The 22,193-nt window shown below is 35.5% G+C and carries 24 protein-coding genes and 1 pseudogene; 22 read left to right on the top strand and 3 right to left on the bottom strand.

The window, feature by feature from the left end:
• Position 1: 1 nt before the first annotated feature.
• From AB9K32_RS00360 to AB9K32_RS00310, 11 genes are all read left to right on the top strand, one after another.
• Complete coding sequence (locus AB9K32_RS00360) at positions 2–1,114, top strand: hypothetical protein (RefSeq protein WP_369884039.1); 1,113 nt, start codon at positions 2–4, stop codon at positions 1,112–1,114.
• A gap of 278 nt (positions 1,115–1,392) precedes the next feature.
• A complete protein-coding gene (locus AB9K32_RS00355) occupies positions 1,393–2,286 on the top strand; it encodes a hypothetical protein (RefSeq protein ID WP_369884038.1) in 894 nt (297 codons plus the stop codon).
• A 215-nt stretch (positions 2,287–2,501) separates the two neighbouring features.
• A complete protein-coding gene (locus AB9K32_RS00350; protein WP_369884037.1) occupies positions 2,502–3,734 on the top strand; it encodes a transglutaminase domain-containing protein in 1,233 nt (410 codons plus the stop codon).
• A 207-nt stretch (positions 3,735–3,941) separates the two neighbouring features.
• Positions 3,942–4,433, top strand: a complete 492-nt coding sequence (locus AB9K32_RS00345; RefSeq protein ID WP_369884036.1) for a hypothetical protein — start codon at positions 3,942–3,944, stop codon at positions 4,431–4,433.
• Positions 4,430–4,915: a hypothetical protein gene (locus AB9K32_RS00340; RefSeq protein WP_369884035.1), complete on the top strand. Its 486-nt coding sequence runs from the start codon at positions 4,430–4,432 to the stop codon at positions 4,913–4,915. The genes AB9K32_RS00345 and AB9K32_RS00340 overlap by 4 nt, the downstream gene beginning before the upstream one ends.
• A gap of 192 nt (positions 4,916–5,107) precedes the next feature.
• Positions 5,108–5,287: a hypothetical protein gene (locus AB9K32_RS00335; protein ID WP_369884034.1), complete on the top strand. Its 180-nt coding sequence runs from the start codon at positions 5,108–5,110 to the stop codon at positions 5,285–5,287.
• A 117-nt stretch (positions 5,288–5,404) separates the two neighbouring features.
• Complete coding sequence (locus AB9K32_RS00330) at positions 5,405–5,992, top strand: hypothetical protein (RefSeq protein ID WP_369884033.1); 588 nt, start codon at positions 5,405–5,407, stop codon at positions 5,990–5,992.
• A gap of 138 nt (positions 5,993–6,130) precedes the next feature.
• Entirely contained in the window at positions 6,131–6,706 is a 576-nt protein-coding gene (locus tag AB9K32_RS00325) for a pyridoxal 5'-phosphate synthase (RefSeq protein WP_369884032.1), read from the top strand.
• Complete coding sequence (locus AB9K32_RS00320) at positions 6,679–7,431, top strand: metallophosphoesterase (RefSeq protein WP_369884031.1); 753 nt, start codon at positions 6,679–6,681, stop codon at positions 7,429–7,431. Before AB9K32_RS00325 ends, AB9K32_RS00320 begins: the two co-directional genes overlap by 28 nt.
• A gap of 168 nt (positions 7,432–7,599) precedes the next feature.
• Positions 7,600–8,463: a DUF4261 domain-containing protein gene (locus AB9K32_RS00315; protein ID WP_224837323.1), complete on the top strand. Its 864-nt coding sequence runs from the start codon at positions 7,600–7,602 to the stop codon at positions 8,461–8,463.
• Positions 8,464–8,716: 253 nt separating this feature from the next.
• The gene (locus tag AB9K32_RS00310; protein ID WP_369884030.1) at positions 8,717–9,997 is read left to right on the top strand and encodes a serine hydrolase domain-containing protein; all 1,281 of its coding nucleotides are present in this window, start codon (positions 8,717–8,719) and stop codon (positions 9,995–9,997) included.
• A gap of 54 nt (positions 9,998–10,051) precedes the next feature.
• Here AB9K32_RS00310 and AB9K32_RS00305 read toward each other — a convergent pair.
• Positions 10,052–10,230: pseudogene (locus tag AB9K32_RS00305) on the bottom strand (IS110 family transposase); the annotation flags it as partial.
• Between the two features lie 163 nt (positions 10,231–10,393).
• On the opposite strand from AB9K32_RS00305, the gene AB9K32_RS00300 reads away from it, so the two are divergent.
• The 11 genes from AB9K32_RS00300 (at position 10,394) to AB9K32_RS00250 (ending at position 19,688) form a co-directional block, all read left to right on the top strand.
• A complete protein-coding gene (locus AB9K32_RS00300) occupies positions 10,394–11,095 on the top strand; it encodes a DUF4386 domain-containing protein (RefSeq protein WP_224837321.1) in 702 nt (233 codons plus the stop codon).
• A gap of 414 nt (positions 11,096–11,509) precedes the next feature.
• Positions 11,510–12,292, top strand: coding sequence for a DUF6090 family protein (locus AB9K32_RS00295; protein WP_224837320.1), 783 nt, complete (start codon positions 11,510–11,512; stop codon positions 12,290–12,292).
• Positions 12,293–12,335: 43 nt separating this feature from the next.
• Positions 12,336–13,109 (top strand): DNA alkylation repair protein, encoded by a 774-nt coding sequence (locus tag AB9K32_RS00290; protein WP_369884029.1) that lies wholly within the window; start codon positions 12,336–12,338, stop codon positions 13,107–13,109.
• 26 nt (positions 13,110–13,135) lie between these two features.
• On the top strand, positions 13,136–13,630 hold the full coding sequence (locus AB9K32_RS00285; protein WP_224837318.1) for a hypothetical protein: 495 nt from the start codon (positions 13,136–13,138) through the stop codon (positions 13,628–13,630).
• 521 nt (positions 13,631–14,151) lie between these two features.
• Positions 14,152–14,670 carry a RidA family protein gene (locus AB9K32_RS00280; protein ID WP_369884028.1) on the top strand — a complete coding sequence of 173 codons (519 nt, stop codon included), beginning with the start codon at positions 14,152–14,154 and terminating at the stop codon, positions 14,668–14,670.
• A gap of 209 nt (positions 14,671–14,879) precedes the next feature.
• Complete coding sequence (locus tag AB9K32_RS00275) at positions 14,880–15,722, top strand: sterol desaturase family protein (protein WP_369884027.1); 843 nt, start codon at positions 14,880–14,882, stop codon at positions 15,720–15,722.
• 147 nt (positions 15,723–15,869) lie between these two features.
• Positions 15,870–16,505: a hypothetical protein gene (locus AB9K32_RS00270; protein WP_369884026.1), complete on the top strand. Its 636-nt coding sequence runs from the start codon at positions 15,870–15,872 to the stop codon at positions 16,503–16,505.
• Positions 16,506–16,631: 126 nt separating this feature from the next.
• Complete coding sequence (locus AB9K32_RS00265; protein ID WP_369884025.1) at positions 16,632–17,546, top strand: glutaminase; 915 nt, start codon at positions 16,632–16,634, stop codon at positions 17,544–17,546.
• Between the two features lie 276 nt (positions 17,547–17,822).
• A complete protein-coding gene (locus AB9K32_RS00260; protein ID WP_369884024.1) occupies positions 17,823–18,398 on the top strand; it encodes a sugar O-acetyltransferase in 576 nt (191 codons plus the stop codon).
• A 50-nt stretch (positions 18,399–18,448) separates the two neighbouring features.
• Entirely contained in the window at positions 18,449–18,775 is a 327-nt protein-coding gene (locus AB9K32_RS00255; protein ID WP_369884023.1) for a multidrug efflux SMR transporter, read from the top strand.
• A gap of 88 nt (positions 18,776–18,863) precedes the next feature.
• Complete coding sequence (locus AB9K32_RS00250; protein ID WP_369884022.1) at positions 18,864–19,688, top strand: hypothetical protein; 825 nt, start codon at positions 18,864–18,866, stop codon at positions 19,686–19,688.
• Positions 19,689–19,715: 27 nt separating this feature from the next.
• Here AB9K32_RS00250 and AB9K32_RS00245 read toward each other — a convergent pair whose 3' ends face one another.
• The gene (locus AB9K32_RS00245) at positions 19,716–20,975 is read right to left on the bottom strand and encodes an aminotransferase class I/II-fold pyridoxal phosphate-dependent enzyme (protein WP_369884021.1); all 1,260 of its coding nucleotides are present in this window, start codon (positions 20,973–20,975) and stop codon (positions 19,716–19,718) included.
• A gap of 127 nt (positions 20,976–21,102) precedes the next feature.
• The gene (locus AB9K32_RS00240) at positions 21,103–22,143 is read right to left on the bottom strand and encodes a PLP-dependent cysteine synthase family protein (RefSeq protein ID WP_369884020.1); all 1,041 of its coding nucleotides are present in this window, start codon (positions 22,141–22,143) and stop codon (positions 21,103–21,105) included.
• Positions 22,144–22,193 lie beyond the last annotated feature (50 nt).

The raw sequence follows: 22,193 nt of genomic DNA, 5'->3' as shown, positions 1-22,193 counted from the left end.
TATGAAATTATTAAATTTATTAATTGTCGAAGATGATTCGAATGTTATTGCAACTTATACAAGAGATATAGACTCTTATAATAAAACTTCTTCTGAGGTTAAGATAGATGTAACAATTCTTTCTGACAGAGACAATGCAATAGATATTCTTAAAAACACAGACAACAATTTTGATGGAGCCGTAATTGACTTGGATTTAAAACAATCAGGTGGTAGTGATAGCTCTGGGAACGATGTAATAAGAGAAGTAAAGGCAAATTTAAGATTTCCAGTTTTTGTCATTTCTGGAACTTCTCACAACATTGACCCATCATTAAAAGAAGAAACATCTTTTTTCAAAGTACGGAATAGGGATGATGATTTTGATTTTATAGAAGAGTTTATAGCTATTTATAATACTGGTATTACAGAGATATTAAATCGTAAAGGCACAATTGAAAACTACATCAATGATATATTTTGGAACCATTTATCTAGCTCTTTAGACTTATGGACTGATGATGACACAAGAAGTCCAGAAGAGAAACAAAAATCTTTGCTAAGATATACTCTATTACATCTACAAGAATATTTAGAAATTACAGAAGATTCTGAATTTGAAAATTATCATCCATCTGAAATATATATCACGCCAGTAATAAAGCCTCACCTATTTACTGGAGATATTGTTAGAAATAAAGCGGATGGAATGAACTATGTGGTTCTCACACCTTCTTGCGATTTGGCTCAAGGAAAAGCAAAAGACATTCTATTAGTTATGATTGAGGCAACAAAAAACACAATCGCAGGAGAAAAAATTGGAGTCATAAAAAAAGGAAAAGCTGATAAAGAGGTATTGGATGAAGCTGAACTTGTATTGAAAAAGCTAATTCATAATAGTTACTCAAATAAATATCATTTTTTGCCTAGATATAAAAATATAGATGGCGGACTTTTAAATTTTCAAAAGCTACACTCAATAAGAGTTAAGGATTTTGATAGTCAATACTCAAGATTGGCTTCCATTAACAGTAGTTTTACAAAGGATATCGTTGCTAGATTTTCATATTATTATTCCAGACAAGGCTCACCTGATTTTGACTCTGAAGAAATTTATAATTCTTTATTTGAATGACATATTTCCAACGCTTAAAGCCATACACATTTGCAATTCACTACGTCCAAAGCGCAAGCCAAAAATTGCAAAAGAGTATGTCTTTGCCAACGCTGAAAACCAAGCTGAATGGAAAAAAGCCAGCGTACAACATTGTATAAAAATAATAGCGGTTTAATCGCTAAAACGAAAGTGAATTATATAAAACAAACAATAGTAATAAACGGAAAAGTAAGTACATAAAAATCCGCTACTATTCTTAAACGAGACCGTTGGCAAACATTAAAATAATTAGATCAATGAAAGAATCGAAAATCCCAATTCTATTGTTCATAATCATATTTTTTATATCGTGCTCAGAGGGCAATTCAGACAATACAACAAATGAGGATGGAGAAACCAAAAATTACTTGATTGAAATCTCTTCAAATATAAGCCTGATAACAGAAGAAAATTCGTTCGATTTCGCCGATTATAACAATTCATTTTCTAGACATCAAAATGGAAATATAGATTCTTGGGAGATAGATTTCATTGGGCAAACAACCAAATTTGAATTTGAAAACGAGTCAGGTAATATAACAAAACTAACTACCACAGATTTTGATGTTGAAACCCAAAGCACATCCATTGAAGAAACTACCGTAACATATGATGGCGAAAATAGAATAATAAAAATTGAATCTTATGCAAATGGGGTCAAATACCAAGATTATGAAATAGTACACAATGGATCCGATGTAGATTTCATTGATTTGCTTGATAACCGAAATCGAGAAATAACAATAGATGAAAACAATAACTTAAAGACTTTTTACCAAGAAAGTATAGATTTTTCCATGGTGTTTGAATATTCAAACGGAAATTTGATAAAAAAAACATTAAACCAGACCAATATACTTTCTTATGTACACGATGATAAAATTAACCCTTTCAACAAAGAGTTCTTTTTAAACTTCTCCACACTAATTAATTATCTGAACGTAATAGGCGGCTGGGAATTTTTGTTTTACGATGAAAACAACATTTTTGGAAACAAAAACAATATTCTAGAATTTATGGTTGAAAATAACGAATTCGGAGGACTTCAAAATCATAGTTTCGTTTATGAGTATAGTTCAGGAAACATGCCTCTGAAAAAATCCAGTGAAAATAACTCAATCGAAGCAAATTACATTTACGTAAACGAATAATAACGTTTGCCAACATGGGCTATAATTCATTACTGCTTCCTGTCCAAACTTAAAATTCTGTACTTTTAATAAAATTAAAAACCAAAAAGAACGGTTCCATCCCGCGGGCTTTGGCTCGCTGGAAAATCGCACCGGCCAACGCCGTCGCTCACCAGCCGCAAACCGCAACGAAATTATAGCCGAGAACCGTTAGGCATAAGCTTGAGATAAGATAAATGACAAAATACCTTTACCTCCTTCTTCTCCTTTTTTCTCATACCAACGTTTTGGGTAATCCCAAATATGCAAAAATTGACGAACAGTCAAAAAGTGTCCCTGATTCTTTAAAAACCCCAGTGGAAATTGCCGAATTCTTGACATCAAAATTGAAGAATGAAGATGAAAAAGTACGAGCCCTATACATATGGATTACTCACAATATTCAATACGATGTAAGCCAAATTAACGGTGATTTTCATTATAATTCTTATGATCAAATGGTTAGGGAAACCATAAATACCCGCAAGGGAATTTGTGGACATTATGCTCAACTATTTCATCATATGTGTAAAATCATAGGGATTGAGTCATATGTAATATCAGGTTATACACGCCAATTGGACTTCGATGAAATTTCGGAATTGAACCATGCTTGGAACGCCGTTAGAATCAATAATCAATATTTATTCATCGATAACACTTTTGCAGCAGGGTATGTAGATGATAGAGGGGATTATGTAAACGAATTTTCTGATGATTACTTCTTAATATCCCCAAAGGAGCTAATAAAAACCCATGTTCCATTTGACCCTGTTTGGCAGTTTCTTGACAACCCGGTCAACAACGTGGATTTTAAAAACAAGGACTTCTCAAAACTCAACATTGTTGGGGATTTTGACTATAAAGACACCATTTCTTCAATGATTGGACTGGACACCATTGTTAGGGTTAGGAAAAGGATTGACCGCATTAAGAAATCGGGAATAACCAATATTCTTATTAGAGAATATCTTACGGAAAGTGAGCAGCAGATTGAAAACCATAGATATGGCAATTGGATTTCAAGTTACAACAACATAAAAAAGATGGTGAATAATGCCAAAGATCAAATAAACATGGGTATTAATTTCGATCACATATTCATTGGCTACATGAATAAAAGATTCCGAAATCCAAAAATTGATGACGAACAAATCAAAAGAACCATAGAAAAGGCAAACCTCCATTTCTATCAAGGAAAGAATGAATTGAAAAAATCAAAGAAACTTCTAAATGAACTTGAATATTCAGGAGAAAATTTGGAAAATTCAAAATCTGCAAAAAAGTATAAGCAAGAACTTATTGACTTCATAATTGAATTGGAACGTCACTTGTTAGAAGTTGAGCCTTCAATTGTAAGGAACACTGATTATGCGAACAGATATTTAAAAAAATGGAAGCTTTTGAGGCCGTGGGTTCCTTATGAATAAAAAAGCCTATGCCTAACACTGGCTATAATTCATTGTTCCCTCCTACCTTGAACTAAATTTCCTACTTTTAAGAAAACAAATAACCAAAAAGAATACTTTCGTTACGCGGCCCTGGCTCGCTGGAAAATCGAACCGGCCACCGCCGTCGCTCACCAGCCGCCAGCCACAACGAAATCATAGCCGAGACCGTTGGCAACAATTTGAAAAATGACAGTAGAACAAAAAACATTATGGGATAAGTTAGAAGAATTCCAATTGGATGATTTTGATTCTACGTTCACTTTTACTGACAGATTATGCAGAGAAAATGGTTGGAAATACGAATATGCCGTTCGGGTAATTAATGAATACAAAAAATTCATTTTTTTAATCTGTATTTCTGACCATCCGTTAACACCTTCTGACCAAGTTGACCAAGTTTGGCATTTACACCTTTTATACACACGTTCTTATTGGACAGATTTTTGTAAAAATACTTTAGGAAGAGAAATACATCACGGACCAACTAAAGGCGGAAAAAATGAAAAAGAAAAATTTGGAGATTGGTATTCTAAAACAAAAGAATTGTATTTGAAAACATTTAATAAAAATACGCCATTGGATATATGGCCATCTTCAAAAGTAAGATTTGGAGAACTAAACTTTAGGAGAGTAAACCTTCATAGAAATTGGATAGTTCCAAAAATTAGAAAAGTATGATTAAAGAACTAACTGATTTATCGCCAGCAGAAATCTTGCTTATTGAAAATCCTCAAGTAAAAGTTGACAAACTTGCAAGAGTTACTTTCTTTGACTTAATATTAAAAGAAGTACTCAAAATAGAAACAAATGAAAAAGCATCAAAAAAGGACAAGAAAAACCCAACAGTTAGTTTAGGAAAATCATTTAACAGCTATAAACCATTAAAACACGAATCCATATTTCTGTCTGTATTCACAAAAGATAATGAACTAAAAGTAAAACTCTCAAATCTATTAAAAACCGCGTTCGAAAAGATTAAAAATAGTGAAGACTATAAATTAAAATATATTTATTCTGACCACCGAATGAAACGATATTTTAAATCTAATTTTTTTCAAAGATTGTTTGGAGTAAAAGTCATTTCAGAAAATGGAATAAATGTCCAAAAAGAAATAAAAAGGGAACTAAAACCAATACGACCAAAAAAGTTAAAGGTATAGAAAAAACACTACTTTCTCTTAATGGGAATATTGTTCTTATACCCAAAATACCAACCGAAATTTTCGAGCTGATAGAAAAAAAGAAATCTAATTTTAGAAAAGAGAACTCTGATTCTGTTTGGGTCGATTATGACTACTCTTATTTATACTACCACAATACGACCAAAAATCAATTCGATTTAATGGCTATAAATGATTCTGATTTTATGCCAATCATTGAATCTGTTAACGGATTTGATGATTCATCAGGTGATAGCGGTTGTGGTTCAGATGGAGGTTGTGGTGGCTGTGGCGGATGCGGAGGTTGTGGTGGTTGCGGATAAAAAACTGGTGCCAACAACGTATATAATAAATAGCGGTTTAATCGCTTAATCGAAACAAAATGAATAAATTAATGGTCAGTTATAAGCCGAAAAGTCAGTGAATAAAATCCGCTACTTTTCATATACAAGACCGTTGTGAGCAAGCTGAAAAAAAGTGTGAGAAAAAATGGAATTACTTAAACTGATATTAAAATTAATTTTGACACCATTCTTATCAGTTTCGATTCTATTTTTTGCTGAATCGAGCTTATTCTTATATCCATTGATTTTCAGCATAATATTATCCCTATCGAATTATAAATTATTCCGATTTGACTTACCTATTGGAGTTATTTTAGGAGTCGTCTATTCGTATATAGCTTTTTTTGTAGGCTATTTTGGGTATGGATTTTTTTATAAAATAATTGAAATCATTGGAATTACGAATGATATAAAAATCGGAGAATGGTTTTATACCGATTTAGCCTTTTGCATTGCTGTTTTCATAATAGCACCTTACTTAACTATGTATCTTCAAAAATTACTTTTCAAAAACACTAAAACAAGATTGACTTATTGGATAATATCAATCACAACATTAGTATTTGTTTTGATTAGTTTCATACACAGCGAACAGGACGTGAAGAATTTTTTCAACATAATAAATTTATGGCAACTGATTATTTTGTTTGGATTACAACTTACGATAAATCAAAAAGCAATAACTGAAAAAATAAAAAGTGTAAATAAAAAGCCAGCGTACAACAATGTATAACCGCAATTACGGCGGATTCGACTACGTCCGAATCCACTCGGAATTGCTAAAGTCCAGTACTAAACCGAAAAAATTAACTTGAAACCCGTAACTAACGGTTATACCAGACCGTAGTATGCAATCTGAAATACATAACAAATGAACCCTTTATTATTATTTGAAAAATGGTTTTCTGAAGAAAAAGAACAAAATAATTTAGATTTACCTTCTGCCTGTTGTTTATCTACTATTGGATTAGATGGATATCCGAATTCTAGATTTGTCTCTTTAAAAGAAATTAAGAACCAATCATTTGTACTTACGGGTCCTTTAGATTCAAGAAAAGGAAGAGAAATTAAAAATCATTCGAAAGCTGCACTATCATTTTGGTGGACGTGTACAGAAAGACAAATTAGAATACAAGGAGATGTATCAGAAATTCCCAAGCCTGATGCTAAAATTTACTTTAAGCAAAGGAATAGAGACTCAAAAATTGTATCTACTATTTTTGAGCAAGGGCGGGAAATTCAAGATATACCATATATGCAAAAACTGTTCGAAGAGAAGAAAACAGCATTAGGAAATAAAGACGTTGGGCAGCCAAAAAACTGGGGAGGTATTTACATTAAACCGATTAGAATAGAGTTTATGGAGTTTAAAACAAGTAGGCTACACGAAAGAAAACTTTTTGAACAGACCAGTAATGGATGGAAAATGACAATACTACAACCATAACACATTCTGTGAACAAAAAAATTGCATATATAACCGATATTCATTTAGATGAACGATTTCCTATTGACCAAGGCGTTGACGCTCGAAAAAATTGGGAAATAATACTTAATGATGTTTCTAAAAAGGGTATAGAAGAAATTGTATTTGGAGGAGATATTGGAGAAAAAACTGCAAACCAATGGTTTTTTGGATCTCTACAAAATTATAATCTAGCCATAACTTTAGGAAATCACGATTACTTTGATAAAGTAGTTGATCACTACAGCATTGAAGTTGTTGAAAACCGAACTGAACTGTATTATAGTCAAGAGTATAACTATTACAAATTTCTATTTTTAGATTCAAGTTCAGGCTCCATAAGTCAAGAACAATTTAATTGGTTTAAAAAGGAACTTTTAACGGAAAAAAACATCATCCTATTTATTCATCATCCCATTTTAGGGGTTGACACCGAAGTAGATAGGCAATTTGCCTTAAAAAATCGAAATCTTCTAAGAACAGAGTTGCAAAACCTTGAAAAAGATGTTGTCATTTTCTGTGGGCATTATCATTTCGAAGATGAAAGAAGTAATGGTAATATCCGACAGTATATTACACCTGCAAGTTCTTATCAAGTAGAAAAAATACCCGATGAGATAAAAGTTAGTAGCGCAACATTTGGATATAGAATTATTGAGCTGAACAAAAATAAACTTAATACGGAAGTAATATTGTTTACTACATAAAAAAACATTGCATACAACACGGTGTATAAGTAATTGTGGCTTAAGTGCTTAATCTAAAGGTTTTAGCGTAAATAAGAGTATATTGTAATCCGAAAAGTAGTTTCTTAAAATCCGCTACTGCTTGTACATGACACCGTTAGCCACCATTAGAAAGAACATCGAAAGCAAATGGGAATATTTAATTTCAAAAGAAAAAAGAATAAAAAAAAGGAAATCGAGCAATTCGAAAACCTAACTGAATTATTATCAGTAAAACTTTTCTTTGAAACCATACCGATATTTAATGATGAAAACATTGAACAGGAATTAACAAAGCGATTTAAGCAAATCGAATTTGACGAGAGTTCTGATAAACCAAATAACTCAAGGCATTATTTATTTAAAGATTACGAAGTGAAATTTGCTGAAGGCAGTATACCTGCTCAAGCAACCATATTTGTGCCTGAAGAAAATAAGATTGACTTTTCTGAACTGCATAATTCTTTTGGACAATCTTGGAGTTGGACAGAAGCAGAAGAAACCGTTAGAAAATGTTCATACGAAATCTTATTAACTGACTTAATGTCGAGAAATTTAGATTACAAAGAACGAATCGAATATTTTCAAAAATTTGTCGCAAGTATAATTTCTGCTATGAATCCAAGTGCTATTTGGGTTCGGAATAGTGAAATGATTGTAAAACCGACTGACTTTTTAGAAAAAAGTAGCCAAAACAACTATCAAAATATAAATGTTTTTATGAATGTTCGATTGTTTAACATTCAAGAAACAGAGGGAGAAATGATAATGGATACATTGGGACTAAATTCATTGGGACTTCCTGATTTTGAATTCCGATTTACAAATTATGACGTTCAACAAATCGCTGGATTATTGTTTAATTATGGACATTATATATTTGAAAATGGCGTTGTAATTGAAAACGGAAATACAATCGAGGGAATTGAGGAAAATTCAAAATGGAAATGTTATTTTAATCGTTCCCAACTTGAACCAAAAAGAATAGTAATTGAAATAAATAACGGTGGCTAACAAAGAACTGAGTTAAAAAAAGTTCTTTTAGTTCAATTTCGATACATAGTCCCCATCGTAAGGTATTCCGTATTTTGCAATGGCAAATGCCAGCTTCTTGCTCTTCCCCTTCCCTGTCAAACGTTAATAGATTTCCCAACAGGTCTTGTTGCTTGCACGCCGAGAAAGCACCTAGGAACAATAGGTTCCGCAATTTCCCGCCTCTTGGACATCCAATCCAATCTTACCTAAAAGTAATTTGACAACCTTCTGCTTGGCATTAAATATAAAGTTGCAACACTCAAAAAAAATTGTCGTCTTTCTAAAACCAATGAACAATCACATTATGAATAAAATGAAATTTAGTTTGATTGCAATTACAATAGTTGCATTATCATCTTGCCAATCAAATAAGAAAAAAGAAATTACGGATGGCTCAAAAGGTAAAGAAACCTATATTCAGCATAGGGTCGAAAACAATATTTACACAATAGACGAAAATGGCAAAAATAATTCTACAGCGACGACCATTGAATCAAGAATGGCAACTCTAAACGTTTCGGGAGTTAGTATAACTGTTTTCGACAACAATAAAATTCTTTGGTCAAAAGGTTATGGTAAAAAAAATAAAGAAACAGGAGAAGATGTAAATGAGAACACTCTCTTCCAAGCAGCATCAATTTCTAAACCAATAGCCAGTGTTGCCGCATTTAAGTTGATAGAAGAAAACAAATTTTCTCTTCATGAAGATGTTAACTCAAAATTAAAACGGTGGCAAGTTCCAAATAATGAATTTACCAAAATAGAAAAAGTGACACCAAGTAGAATAATGAGTCATACTTCTGGTTTAGGCACATCTGGTTTTCAAGGCTACAATAAAAATGATTCAATCCCGACTCTAAAAGAAATATTAGAAGGAAGTGAAACAACAAATTCAGATCCTGTGCGTGTTGTTCAAAAACCCGGAGAATCTGAATTGTATTCAGGTGGTGGAATGGAAGTATTGCAAATGTTAATGGAGGATGTAACTGGAGAAGAATTTTCTCAACTACTAAACATTTTAGTTTTTAAACCAACTGAAATGAACAGCAGTTCCTTTGCTTATCCTCTTCCTGAAAAGTTGAGCAGTTTAACAGCTAATGGTTATGATGAAAACGGTAACGTTATAAATGGAGGCTATCATATCTATCCTGAAAAAGCAGCTGCAGGACTTTGGACTAATCCAACTGATTTAGCTCTTTTTATGATAGCGTTGGGAAAATCATATCGAGGAGAGGACAAGAGCTTATTAAGTCAAGAATCGGCCAAAACAATGATGACCAGAGTACCAAATGCAGGCGGAATTGGAATAGGTATAGATGGAGCAGGAAATGCCTTTAGATTTAGACACACGGGAGGAAACGCAGGGTTTGTTTGTTATGCAGTCTCTTTTGCCAACTCGGGACGTGGAGCGGTCATTATGACAAACTCGGATAATGGTTTTCCTTTGATTCACGAAATAATAAGAGCCATTTCAAGAGAATATAATTGGCCGGCAATGTGGATGCGTGAATAAAGAAATAATTTAATCAGAATCGAACTTAAGAACTGAGTTAAGGAACAAGTTCTTTTAGTTCAATTTCGATACATAGTTCTCATCGTTAGGTATTCCGGATTTTGCAATGGGGAATGCCTGTTTCAAAAGTTTGTTGATACCGCTATCAATGCCAGTTTATTGCTCTTCCCCTTCCCTGTCAAACGTTCATAGATTTCCCTACAGGTCTTGTTACTTGCACGCCTAGAAATCGCATAGGAACAATAGGTTCCGCAATTTCCCGCCCCTTGGACATCCAACCCAACTTTACACATAAATGCAATTTGATAAGGTTCTGGGTTTAGCAGGGTATTGAAAGCCATTAGAGCAAAACTGTAACAATAATCCTGTTACATCGTCAAATGTATTATGAACACTATGAACAAACAACCTGTGGATTTAAATAAAGAACAAAAGCAATCGATCAAAACTGCAAGAATAACTGGCGTTTGGTATTTAGTAATGGCTATTTCAGGGATTTTAGGGTTTATGGTCTTTCATTCTCAAATATTTGTATCGGGCAATCCTGAACAAACGTTAACAAATTTAGTGGAACTAGAATCCACTGCAAGAATTAGGTTGCTATTAGAGTTTGCTATAGTAATTTCACAAGCACTTACCGCAATTTGGTTTTACAAATTGTTTAAAGACAAATATGAATGGGAAGCTTGGACTCTCGGTATATGGGGAATGGTGAATGCCATAGCCATTATGATAAGTGCAATTTCGATCGCCTCTGCTTTAGGCGTTGCCAATTCCGACACGGGTGCTTTGGAAGACAAAGTTTTACTTATTCAGGCTTTTCAAAGTATAATTTCAAATGCTTGGGGTATTGGTGGTCTATTCTTTGGGCTTTGGCTATTTCCCATGGGGTTTATGGTCATTAAATCCAAAAGAATGCCAGTGTGGTTAGGAAGGGTTATTGTTTTAGGTGGTATTGGCTATCTAATCAGCACCGTTATCCGCTACGCAGGAATTGATTTTGGCTTCAATAGATTTCTTACCCTACCCGCAACCATTGGTGAATTTTGGATGATTGGGTATTTACTTATTTTTGGAATAAGACCTATAACCGAATAAAATTAAAACGGCACACAACAAAAGTCTGAGTCAAAAATGTCCTTTGGCCCAATTTCCATACAGAGTTCTCATTCCTGGTTCCGTAATGGAAGGCACCAACTTCAACAATTTGTTCGCCCTACTCCCATAGGCCTTATTTTCCTCTGCAGCAACTCAAACTTAGTGTAATCTAAAACAACTTTTATACATTTTTACATACGTATTTTTATAAAATGAACGTGACTTTTTTGTTTTCAACAAAAGTAATTCCTCATTTTCTTAAATGTTTTAAGGAAGGTTAACGGAATCTTACTAATTTTAAACAAAATCTCCCCCTAAGAACATATAATTTCCTTTAGAGCAAATGCGGCGCATTCCTGCCCTATTCGAAGTTATTATCGATTGTTGTGCATCGATATAACCAACCACTAATAAATGATAAAATTCTTTAGGAAAATTAGACAAAGCTTACTATCCGAAGGGAAAATTGGAAAGTACCTGAAATATGCGATTGGGGAAATTGTACTCGTAGTCATCGGAATTTTGATTGCATTACAGATCAACAACTGGAACGAGCAACGTAAAGATAGTATTAAGGAGCAAGCTATTTTAAAAAGACTTGAAAAGGAATTTATATCCAATAGAGATCAACTGCTGGATAAAATTCAACTCAGAAATACATTGATTGAAAATTGCAGGCGATTATTGGAATATCATAATCAACCGGAAAATGCCAAACTCGATAGTATCCTTGTATTTTTAAGTACTATTCAGCCCCCAACCTTTGACCCTATTCAAAACGACTTAGTGAGCTCTGGAAATATCGAAATTTTGAAAGACGAAGAGTTAAAGCAACTACTCGTTAATTGGAGCACCGATGTGATTCAACTTCAAGAAGTAGAGCAAATATTCCTTAGATTTTGTGAACAAGATCTGTATCCTTACTTAAATAAAGTAGATATACAACGTGATATGGTATACACCTATTGGAAAGGCACGCCAAAAAACTTATTAGAATCCAAACAAGTTAACAACCTAGTGCCTGGAAAATCAAAACTCATAACAAGGACTACCAATGAGCTTATGGGAGATTCAAAATTAGAAGGTAACATTGCTTGGTCATTAACACTAAACATGTTCAATAATCAAGAATCCTTAACTTTAATGAAAAGGATTAACCGTATTCTTGAAGTATTAGATAGCCAAATAAAAAAATAACCAAAGCTCAACATTGCATAAGCACAATGTAACCAACTAAAGAGTGGCCTATAAAAAATTAAAATATTGGTTTGATAAAGACTTAGTTAATCAACTTGCAGAAAAAATATCTTCAAATAACTCTGCTTTCAACAAAACAGTTCTAATACAGAACATTGAATCGAAATTAGATTTTCTTGAGCTAAAAGGTAGAGTAGAATTAATTGCAGACCAATTGCATAATAGTTTTGAGCAGGATTACAACTTAGGACTCCCCCAACTAATTAACATATTAGGTCCTGAAAATAGCAATGAAACTGGAATGTTCACTGAGTATTATTGGGTAATGCCCATCGCAAAATATGTAGAAAAATATGGTTTAAATGATTTTGAAAAATCGATGAACGCCTTAGAAGAAATAACCAAGAGGAATACAAGCGAATATGCTATTCGCCCATATATTTTGCATCACTTTGATAAAACACTAAAGCAAATGGTAAAGTGGTCAAAACACTCAAACTTTCATATTCGACGGTTGGCAAGTGAAGGAGTAAGACCTAGATTGCCTTGGGCAAAAAAACTAGATGTTTTTATTCAAGATCCATCCCCAATAACTCCTATTTTGGAAAACTTAAAAGATGATACATCCAAATATGTTCAAAAATCTGTAGCTAATTGTTTAAACGACATACTTAAAGATAACTTTTCTGTTGGTAAGGAAATCGTAGAAAGCTGGAAGCAAGAAGAAATGACGACGGAAAGGCAATGGATTGTAAAACACGCCCTTAGAAACTTAATAAAAACAAGAGATGATTGGGCAATAAAAATGATTAAATAGCTTATACCAACTAAAACTTAAATAAAATGAAAAACTTATTACTAATACTTCTGACATTATTTCTTATTTCTTGTAATGGAAAAAACAATCGATCAGAAATCAAATCGACTGATGTAAATAAATTTGACATTCAAGCTGAATTAGCCTCCATTGAAGAAACTCGGAATGGATTTCAATTGGCCATTAAAGAAAAACGTTACGCTGATTTAAGAAATTTTGGCACTAAAGATATAATATCTTTAACACCTATTTGTGGAACTTGGGAAGAATACAAACGTTTACGAAATGAACCTGTCGGCTCTTTTAGTTACGACAGTTTAATTATGAATCCTAAAGAAACAATAATTGTAAGTGACAGCGTAGCATATGACTTTGGAACGAGTTCTGTGTATTATACCAATGAGCAAGGTGAACCGGTAGAAATTGAGGATACTTTCTTGGCTATATTAAAAAAGGATAAGAATGATGGGAAATGGAAATTACACAGAGAAGTAGCCACAACTAATAAATTGGAAAAATAATATATACAACAAAGAACTGGACTAAAAATGTCTTTTGAGCCGATTTCCATACGTGGTTCGCATCACCGATTCCGCAATAGAAAGCACCAACTTCAACAATTTGTTCGATACAATTCCCGAAGACCTGACTTTTTTCTAAAGCAATCCAACCTTAGTGTGATCAAAACAACTGTTTATACATTATTTATATGCTTTTTTATAAAATGAATGTGACTTTTTTGTTTTCAACACACTAATTGTTCACTTTCCTTAAATGTTTTAGGGAATGTTAACGGAATCTTACTAACTTTAAACAAACTCCCCCCTAACAAATTAAAATTTCGTTTAGAGCAAATGCGTCGCATTCCTGCTCTATTCGAAGTTATAACCGACTGTTGTGCATATGTATTGCCAATCACTGACCAATGCCAAGATTATTGGAAAATTAAATACAAACTACCCGGTAAAAACAAACTGGGATAGCTCCATTATAAACGGGACAGTCCAAAACTGACCAAAGTAAACATTAAACAATCACAATTATGAAAAAAACGACCGCCAAACTAATCTTATCCTCAACACTTGTAATGTTCACTTTGGTGTTTCAAAGCTGTGAACAAAAACAGCAGCAGCACACCAAAGAAATTGAAAACGAAACAATAGTTGAATCCGAAAAACCTGAATATTTTTTGTTAAGGCCAGATATAGAAAAGGCCTATGGATATTCTCACGCCGTAAAAATTGGAAATACCATTAAAATTTCTGGAGCTGTTAGCATGGATGATGAAGGTAACCCGACCGCCATAGGAGATTTGGAACAGCAGATAAAAAATTGTTATACTGATTTGGAAAAAATATTAAACCACTATGGTTGCTCATTTGACGATGTAGTAAAAGAAGACATTTTTACAACCGATATGGCACAAATGATAGAAAAATCTGCCTACCGCGCCGAAATATACAAAAATGGATTTCCAACTGGTTCTTGGCTCGAAGTAAAGGGGTTGGCATTGCCGGAATTTATGGTAGAAATCGAACTTGAAGTTCATAAATCTGAATAAATGACGAGCATAAGGCATCGAAAATATACGTATAAGAGCATATTGAGCAATTGGAATGGAAAGCGGTAACTGGCCATGGTATTGACGCCGTTTGTTCATTGGATACTCTACCAATTAGTCAAAGGGAATACATATTTTTCAATGAAGCCCACGCTTTTAAATCCATCGGAACAAAAAATATAAAAATTAAAAACAAAACAAGTACAGACATGGAGTTTCTAAATAGATTGCTGGGTATTGATCCCAATTACATTATTATAGGATTGATTGCCCTGTTTTTTACCCTGGAACAAATAATGGGGTCACCATTCAATTTCCAGAAAAGGGCCCATCATCTATTACAGAATGTGCTGTTCCAAATTGTACTGGTAGGCATAAACATTTTTTTTGTTACGTTTCAGGTATTCTCAATTGATTGGTTGAACAACAATGGCGTGGGGCTCCTTTATCTTTTTGAACTGCCTATATGGGCAAAGTTGATTGTTTCCGTGGCATTTTACGATATTACGGCGTATTGGATACACAGGGCCACCCATAAAATACCTTTGCTCTGGAGGTTCCATAGAGTTCATCATAGCGATACCACCATGGATTCTTCGACCGTTTTTCGATTTCATCCCATTGAGTTGACCATGGTTTTCGGACTTGGAAATATTGTCACTGCAGCAGTTTTTGGCACTGATGTTTTTTCTATGGCATTGTACTATTTCATACTTTATATTTTCTTCTTTTTGGAGCACGCGAATTTAAACTACCCAAAGTGGTTGAACTCTACATTTGGATTGATTTTTGTAATGCCCGACCATCATAGGGTGCACCATCAACAAGATCAATTCTACACCGACTCCAATTATGCCGACATTTTTATCCTCTGGGATCGAATCTTTGGAACCTTCAAAACAATGCCTTTGGAAAAAATGAAGTTTGGCTTGGTCGAATTTGAAGAAGATAACAAGCAGACTTTTCTCTATTTAATAAAAAGCCCTTTTATCAATATTAAGAGAACAACATCGGCACCGGATAAAAGAACCCCAACTACCCTTAAAAAATAAGATAGGTTTTTAGGGAGACTTCACTGCTCTTTCGTGCACGGCATATTATAGGCATAACGACCCAGAATCAGACCCTAAAACGCTCTAGATTTTACTTTAAAGTAACAAACCAATATTCTATTCGTCTACATAGGACCAACAAACAAAATGAATAGAATTAAAGAGAGAATATTACCGCAGATCTGTATTGTTTATACAAGATATTTAATAGGCGGAGCATTTGTTTTTGCCAGTCTTATAAAAATAAAAGGACATCGATTTACAACTGAAAGTGGTGAAATGTACCCAATACATAGTGCTTGGCATTTTTTTGAAACTATGTACCAATCCGGTTTGTATTGGAAATTCATCGGAATGGGTCAGTTGATTGCCGGGTTGTTATTAATGACCCAGAGATTTTCAAAACTAGGAGCGTTGATCAATTTTCCAATCATATTAAATGTCTTCGTAATAACATTATCCTATTCCTTTGCCTATACACCTGTGGTCACCGGGCTAATGCTGCTGGGCAATATTTGGCTCATACTCTGGGAGTGGAACGAGATCAAAATTATATTTAATCTACAGCCGCACATTGACACTGGGGAAAGATTGGAAAAAGACGTCCATTGGCAATTTCTTGGGTCAATTCTATTCGTTTTTACCTTTACCTATAGAGTATTGATCGACCAATATAATATTGGATTTTGGGCCTTAATTTGCCTTTTAATTGGTGTAGTAGGTTTGATTGTTGGGTTGTACCGGGAAGGAAAACGAAAAATCCGACTATACCAGCAGCACTGATTTAAGCCTAATGCCAGCGGTTCGTTATTATACTTTTTAAGATTCTTGATAAGTTCTATAATAAATTACCATTTTTAAAATAGTAACTTACAACATACTATTCTAAATAGCTGTAAAAACTAAATTGTGGATATTAAAGAGATTGTTCAAAGCGTTTTTGATAGGACAAAAGGTATTGAAGACAAAGGCAAACTGGCCTCCTATATTCCCGAGCTCAAAAATGTTGACCCAGACTCGTTCGGAGTCCATATTTCTACAACCAACCACTTGAACTTTGGTGTCGGTAATTACCATGACAAATTTTCCATACAAAGTATAGTAAAAGTACTGTCTTTGGCCATGGCCTACAGTTTGCTCGGTGAGGATTTATGGCAGAGGGTAAAGGTTGAACCCTCCGGAACCGCTTTTAACTCCCTTGTTCAGCTTGAGGTAGAAAATGGGATACCAAGAAATCCCTTTATCAATGCTGGGGCACTTGTGGTCACCGATGTGCTTATGAGCAGTTTAAATAACCCTCAACAAGATTTTTTGGCCTTCCTTAAAAATCTGTCCAAAAGCAACTCGATATCATATTCAAACAAAATAACGGCATCCGAAAAAAAAGTGGGGTACAGAAATGCGGCACTTTGTAATTTTTTAAAATCCTTTCACAATATCGATAACGACCCAACCGATGTGTTGGATTTTTACTATAAAATGTGTTCCATAGAAATGAGTTGTGAAGAATTATCCCAACTTTTCATGTTCCTTGCAAATGGCGGCCGCACCCTGCACAAGAACAACCGAATAATAACCCGGAGCCAAACCAAAAGAATAAATGCGCTTATGCAAACTTGTGGTTTTTATGATGAATCCGGCGATTTCGCCTTTAGGGTCGGGCTGCCCGGAAAAAGTGGCGTCGGCGGTGGAATTGTGGCCGTACACCCCAAGGAATACGCCATTGCAGTTTGGAGTCCCCCATTAAATCAAAAGGGTAACTCATACAAAGGCATGCGTTTTCTCGAAGAATTTACCACTCGGACCGAATTGTCCATATTCTGATCTGGTAGTAAATTGATTAATTGTACGCCACAGATTTTATGACGCCTATCCCCTTTCCAGATGTCGTTCCCGATTAAGATAAAATAATTCGTTAAACCGGATACGAATATTGACTGGATATGTGCTAAAACTTACTTTTGATACTTTAGGATTAAGCGATAATATTACATTGTCCAAACAGAATTAAGGCCTATCGGGTCAAACCAATAACTTACATTATAATCACCAAAAGATAATGGCATCGTAAGGTGATGAACTTCACTAAAAAAACCAATTGTGACGGAAAAAGAAAAAATGCTAAATGGGGAATATTACGACTCCCGAGACCCAGAACTGATTAAAATCTATCATAAAGCACGAAAACTTCTGAAAGATTACAATAATCTAAATTCCGAACTAATCCAAGAACGGGAGCGGATTCTAAACGAACTTTTTGAACACAAGGCCCATGGTGTTTGGATAGAAATCCCATTTTATTGCGATTATGGAGAAAATATCTCCATTGGAGAAAACACCTTTGTCAATACCAATTGCATGTTTTTGGACAATAATAAAATCAAAATAGGCAAAAACGGGCTAATCGCCCCGTATGTTCAAATCTATACGGCCACACATCCATTAAAGGCCTCAGAAAGAATTGTTCAAAACAAGAACGAAAGCCGCTATCTCACCTATACCAAGCCAGTGACTATTGGTGATAATGTTTGGGTGGGCGGGAATTCCGTAATTTTTCCTGGAGTAACCATAGGAAGCAATGTGACCATTGGTGCAGGAAGCGTCGTAACCAAAGATATTCCCGATAACGTGCTGGCGTACGGCAACCCATGCAAAGTGATAAAAATATTGGAATAGGACACCCATAAAGGTTAAAAGTGAACAGCAAAAGGTATAAAATAAAAACTATGAATTGGATATTATTGATTATTGCCGGGCTTTTTGAAGTCGCATTTGCAGCCTGTCTCGGAAAAGCCAAAGAAACATCTGGAACCGAAGCTACTTACTGGTATTTGGGCTTTTTGGTATGTTTGGCCATAAGCATGGTCCTTTTAGTAAAAGTTACCCAACACTTGCCCATAGGAACTGCATATGCAGTTTGGACCGGTATCGGTGCCGTCGGGACTGTTTTAATGGGAATTTTGGTCTTTAACGAACCTGCCACTTTTTGGCGACTTTTCTTTATAACTACTTTGATTATTTCCATAATTGGACTAAAACTAGTCTCCAACTAGCAGTTTTAGATCGAATTGTTGTTGCTCAACTAATTTTATTGTTGGATTTGCTTCTTTTTGATAGTTTTAATACAGTAACCCACTGACTATGAAAAAGATTGCCTTAAGCCTTTTTGTTTTTCTATTTGTCCTATCGAGCATAAGTGCACAAAGTTCCAACTTTGTCGGAACTTTTGTAAATGGTACCAATAGTATCTCAATTCAATTTAAACGTGTGGGTGATGAATACCACGGTATGCTGGCGGCCGTAGGCGCAAGTTTTGCGATCAGAGCTACAGGTTCTGGCACGCGGATTAGTGGTGAGATCTTTGGATTGGACGGCCCAGTGGATTTTGAGGCTACTTTAAATGGGCTGAACATGAGTGTTAGGGCAACAGGGTTCAACGAACCCTTTTATAAATATTCCGACTTACAAAATCTAGGCAATTATGATCTTACGCCTTTTATGAAGGATAATAGGAAAATTTCCAAAAATGATACTTTTCGTATTCCCCCCTCCCCCACTACGGAACCAAATAGCACAGGTCAGTATCCCGAATTGAACAATCAAGGCCTATGGAACATTATAGCTGGCAGTCAACTGGTTTATTATCAGCGTACATCTTACGTAAATGATAGCATGGCCAGCTCCATAACCTATGTTAACTTTTGTGGCAATGGTACTTTTTCCATAAATACGGATGGCTCCTTTAGTGTGGAAGGGAACTATGGCAATGCTCAAGGAATTTCCAGTGGGTCCAACGGAGGGCGGTGGCAACTGGTGGATTATCAAGGACAACCAGCAGTACAGTTACAATATTATGATGGGCAAACCAGCATAAACCCATTTAACGAGAATAATGTGCGCCAAGGCAGATGGCGAATAGGAAATACACAATACGCATTGCAGCGGAACAAAGTCCGCTGCAATTAGTTTTAAGTGTTTTTTAAAAGAAGGGTATTATTCTCCCATTGCAGCTGCCACGGCAGCAGACAATCGTTTGTACGTTCCATTTTGTAAACGCTCCCTGATCGATGAAAATGCATCCAAGGTTTCTTCGATATCCTTCATGGTGTGCGTTGCTGTTGGAATCAAACGGAGCAGAATCAATCCTTTTGGAATTACGGGATAAACCACTATGGAACAGAAAATTCCATGGTTTTCGCGCAAGTCCTTAACCAAGGCCATTGCTTCGGGTATACTTCCGTTCAGGTAAACTGGGGTCACACAGCTTGTTGTTGTACCAATATCGAACCCTCTTTCCTTTAATCCGTTTTGTAACGCGTTTACATTCTCCCACAACTTTGCCTTAAGTTCTGGCATAGTGCGCAACATATCCAATCTTTTCAACGCGCCCTTAACATAGATCATGGGCAAGGATTTTGCGAACATCTGTGAACGAAGGTTGTATTTTAAGTACTCTATAATTTCTTTATCTGCCGCAACAAAGGCGCCAATACTCGCCATGGATTTGGCAAATGTGGCCAAGTACACATCAATCTGGTCTTGTACCCCTTGCTCTTCTCCAGCTCCGGCACCTGTTTTGCCCAAAGTTCCAAATCCATGGGCATCATCCACCAATAGCCTGAACTGGAACTTTTTCTTAAGCTCCACAATTTCTTTAAGTATTCCTTGCTCACCACGCATACCGAATACGCCCTCGGAAATCACCAAGATTCCACCACCGGTCTCATTGGCCAATTTTGTAGCGCGCTCAAGGTTTTTTTCTAAACTTTCGGGGTCGTTATGTTTAAAGGTAAAGCGCTTGCCCATGTGCAATCGAACACCATCAATAATACAAGCATGGCAGTCCACATCGTACACGATTATGTCATCTTTGGCCACCAAGGCGTCGATTACGGACATAAATCCTTGGTATCCAAAATTCAATAGGTAAGCGGCTTCTTTTTGAACAAATTCTGCCAATTCGTTCTGTAATTGTTCGTGGTAATCGGTATGACCGCTCATCATTCGGGCACCCATTGGATATGCTGCTCCGTGCTCCATGGCTACTTCACCGTCCACTTTTTTAATCTCGGGCAAGTTGGCGAGACCCAGATAGTCATTGATACTCCACGTTATTACGTCCTTTCCTTGAAATTTCATTCTGTTGGAAATGGGACCCTCCAATTTTGGAAATACAAAATAGCCTTCTGCTTGTGAAGCCCATTTACCCAAAGGTCCTTTGTTCTCAATGATTCTATCGAATAAATCTCTCATCTACATTAATATTGATTCATCTGCAAAAGTATATATTTTTATGAACCTCGCATAACGATATTTTTATAAATAAAAAAAACGGCAATGAATTTACATTGCCGTTTTTGAGGTATTATAAGGTACTTATTTATTTTATGTATTTGATTTCTTCGGGAACCTTGGCATCTTGGATATCGAAAAACCCTTGGTTGTCCATCCATTCGTTGCTATATACCTTGCTCATATATCTGGAACCATGGTCCGGGAATACCACAACAACATTACTGTCTTCCGTAAATTCTCCCTCCGTGTTCAATTGATACAGTGCCTGAGTGGCTGCACCACTGGTATATCCTGCAAAAATGCCTTCGGTATGGGCCAATTTACGTGCCATATGGGCACTTTCGCCATCGGTTACCTTTATATATCTGTCTATTGCATTGAAATCTGTAGCGGAAGGAATCAAATTTTTCCCCAAACCTTCAATTCGGTATGGGTAAACTTCGTTATGATCAAATTCCCCTGTTTCGTGGTACTTTTTCAATACCGATCCATACGCATCGACCCCCAAAACTTTAATGTTCGGGTTTTGCTCTTTTAAATAACGGGCAATTCCAGAAATGGTACCACCTGTTCCACTACAAGCCACCAAGTGGGTAATCTGACCATTGGTCTGTTCCCAAATTTCCGGCCCTGTACTGGAATAGTGGGCATCTATATTAAGCTCGTTAAAATATTGGTTAATGTAAATTGAATTCGGGGTTTCACTGTGCAAACGTTTGGCCACTTCGTAATACGAACGTGGGTCATCTGCACTTACATGGGCAGGACATACATAAACGTTCGCTCCCATGGAACGCAACATATCAATCTTGTCCGGGGACGATTTTGAACTTACTGCCAAAATACATTTGTATCCCTTAACAATGCTTACCATGGCAAGGCTAAAGCCCGTATTGCCAGATGTGGTCTCGATAATGGTGCTACCCGGCTTAAGAATCCCTTTTCGCTCGGCTTCTTCAATAATATGAATTGCAATTCTGTCCTTTGAAGAATGTCCGGGGTTAAAGCATTCAAGTTTAGCATAGAAATTTCCAGTAAGAGGGGCGGTAATTCTGTTTAGCTTAACCAAGGGGGTACTTCCAATTAGGTCTAGGATATTGCTGTGCGCATTTATCTGTTTCTTCATAACTGGTATTAGGTAGGAACAAAACTTCGATTAAACGAAAGTTTATTCCG

Source organism: Allomuricauda sp. XS_ASV26 (assembly GCF_041224615.1).
Taxonomy (GTDB): domain Bacteria; phylum Bacteroidota; class Bacteroidia; order Flavobacteriales; family Flavobacteriaceae; genus Flagellimonas; species Flagellimonas alginolytica.
This window is presented reverse-complemented; position numbering and strand designations above follow the sequence as displayed.

Bases quoted from the DNA above. Each gene is read 5' to 3' on its own strand.
- AB9K32_RS00360 (WP_369884039.1), top strand. From the start codon at position 2: ATGAAATTATTAAATTTATTAATTGTCGAAGATGATTCGAATGTTATT.
- AB9K32_RS00355 (WP_369884038.1), top strand. From the start codon at position 1,393: ATGAAAGAATCGAAAATCCCAATTCTATTGTTCATAATCATATTTTTT.
- AB9K32_RS00350 (WP_369884037.1), top strand. From the start codon at position 2,502: ATGACAAAATACCTTTACCTCCTTCTTCTCCTTTTTTCTCATACCAAC.
- AB9K32_RS00345 (WP_369884036.1), top strand. From the start codon at position 3,942: ATGACAGTAGAACAAAAAACATTATGGGATAAGTTAGAAGAATTCCAA.
- AB9K32_RS00340 (WP_369884035.1), top strand. From the start codon at position 4,430: ATGATTAAAGAACTAACTGATTTATCGCCAGCAGAAATCTTGCTTATT.
- AB9K32_RS00335 (WP_369884034.1), top strand. From the start codon at position 5,108: ATGATTCTGATTTTATGCCAATCATTGAATCTGTTAACGGATTTGATG.
- AB9K32_RS00330 (WP_369884033.1), top strand. From the start codon at position 5,405: ATGGAATTACTTAAACTGATATTAAAATTAATTTTGACACCATTCTTA.
- AB9K32_RS00325 (WP_369884032.1), top strand. From the start codon at position 6,131: ATGAACCCTTTATTATTATTTGAAAAATGGTTTTCTGAAGAAAAAGAA.
- AB9K32_RS00320 (WP_369884031.1), top strand. From the start codon at position 6,679: ATGGAAAATGACAATACTACAACCATAACACATTCTGTGAACAAAAAA.
- AB9K32_RS00315 (WP_224837323.1), top strand. From the start codon at position 7,600: ATGGGAATATTTAATTTCAAAAGAAAAAAGAATAAAAAAAAGGAAATC.
- AB9K32_RS00300 (WP_224837321.1), top strand. From the start codon at position 10,394: ATGAACAAACAACCTGTGGATTTAAATAAAGAACAAAAGCAATCGATC.
- AB9K32_RS00295 (WP_224837320.1), top strand. From the start codon at position 11,510: ATGATAAAATTCTTTAGGAAAATTAGACAAAGCTTACTATCCGAAGGG.
- AB9K32_RS00285 (WP_224837318.1), top strand. From the start codon at position 13,136: ATGAAAAACTTATTACTAATACTTCTGACATTATTTCTTATTTCTTGT.
- AB9K32_RS00280 (WP_369884028.1), top strand. From the start codon at position 14,152: ATGAAAAAAACGACCGCCAAACTAATCTTATCCTCAACACTTGTAATG.
- AB9K32_RS00275 (WP_369884027.1), top strand. From the start codon at position 14,880: ATGGAGTTTCTAAATAGATTGCTGGGTATTGATCCCAATTACATTATT.
- AB9K32_RS00270 (WP_369884026.1), top strand. From the start codon at position 15,870: ATGAATAGAATTAAAGAGAGAATATTACCGCAGATCTGTATTGTTTAT.
- AB9K32_RS00255 (WP_369884023.1), top strand. From the start codon at position 18,449: ATGAATTGGATATTATTGATTATTGCCGGGCTTTTTGAAGTCGCATTT.
- AB9K32_RS00250 (WP_369884022.1), top strand. From the start codon at position 18,864: ATGAAAAAGATTGCCTTAAGCCTTTTTGTTTTTCTATTTGTCCTATCG.
- AB9K32_RS00245 (WP_369884021.1), bottom strand. From the start codon at position 20,975: ATGAGAGATTTATTCGATAGAATCATTGAGAACAAAGGACCTTTGGGT.
- AB9K32_RS00240 (WP_369884020.1), bottom strand. From the start codon at position 22,143: ATGAAGAAACAGATAAATGCGCACAGCAATATCCTAGACCTAATTGGA.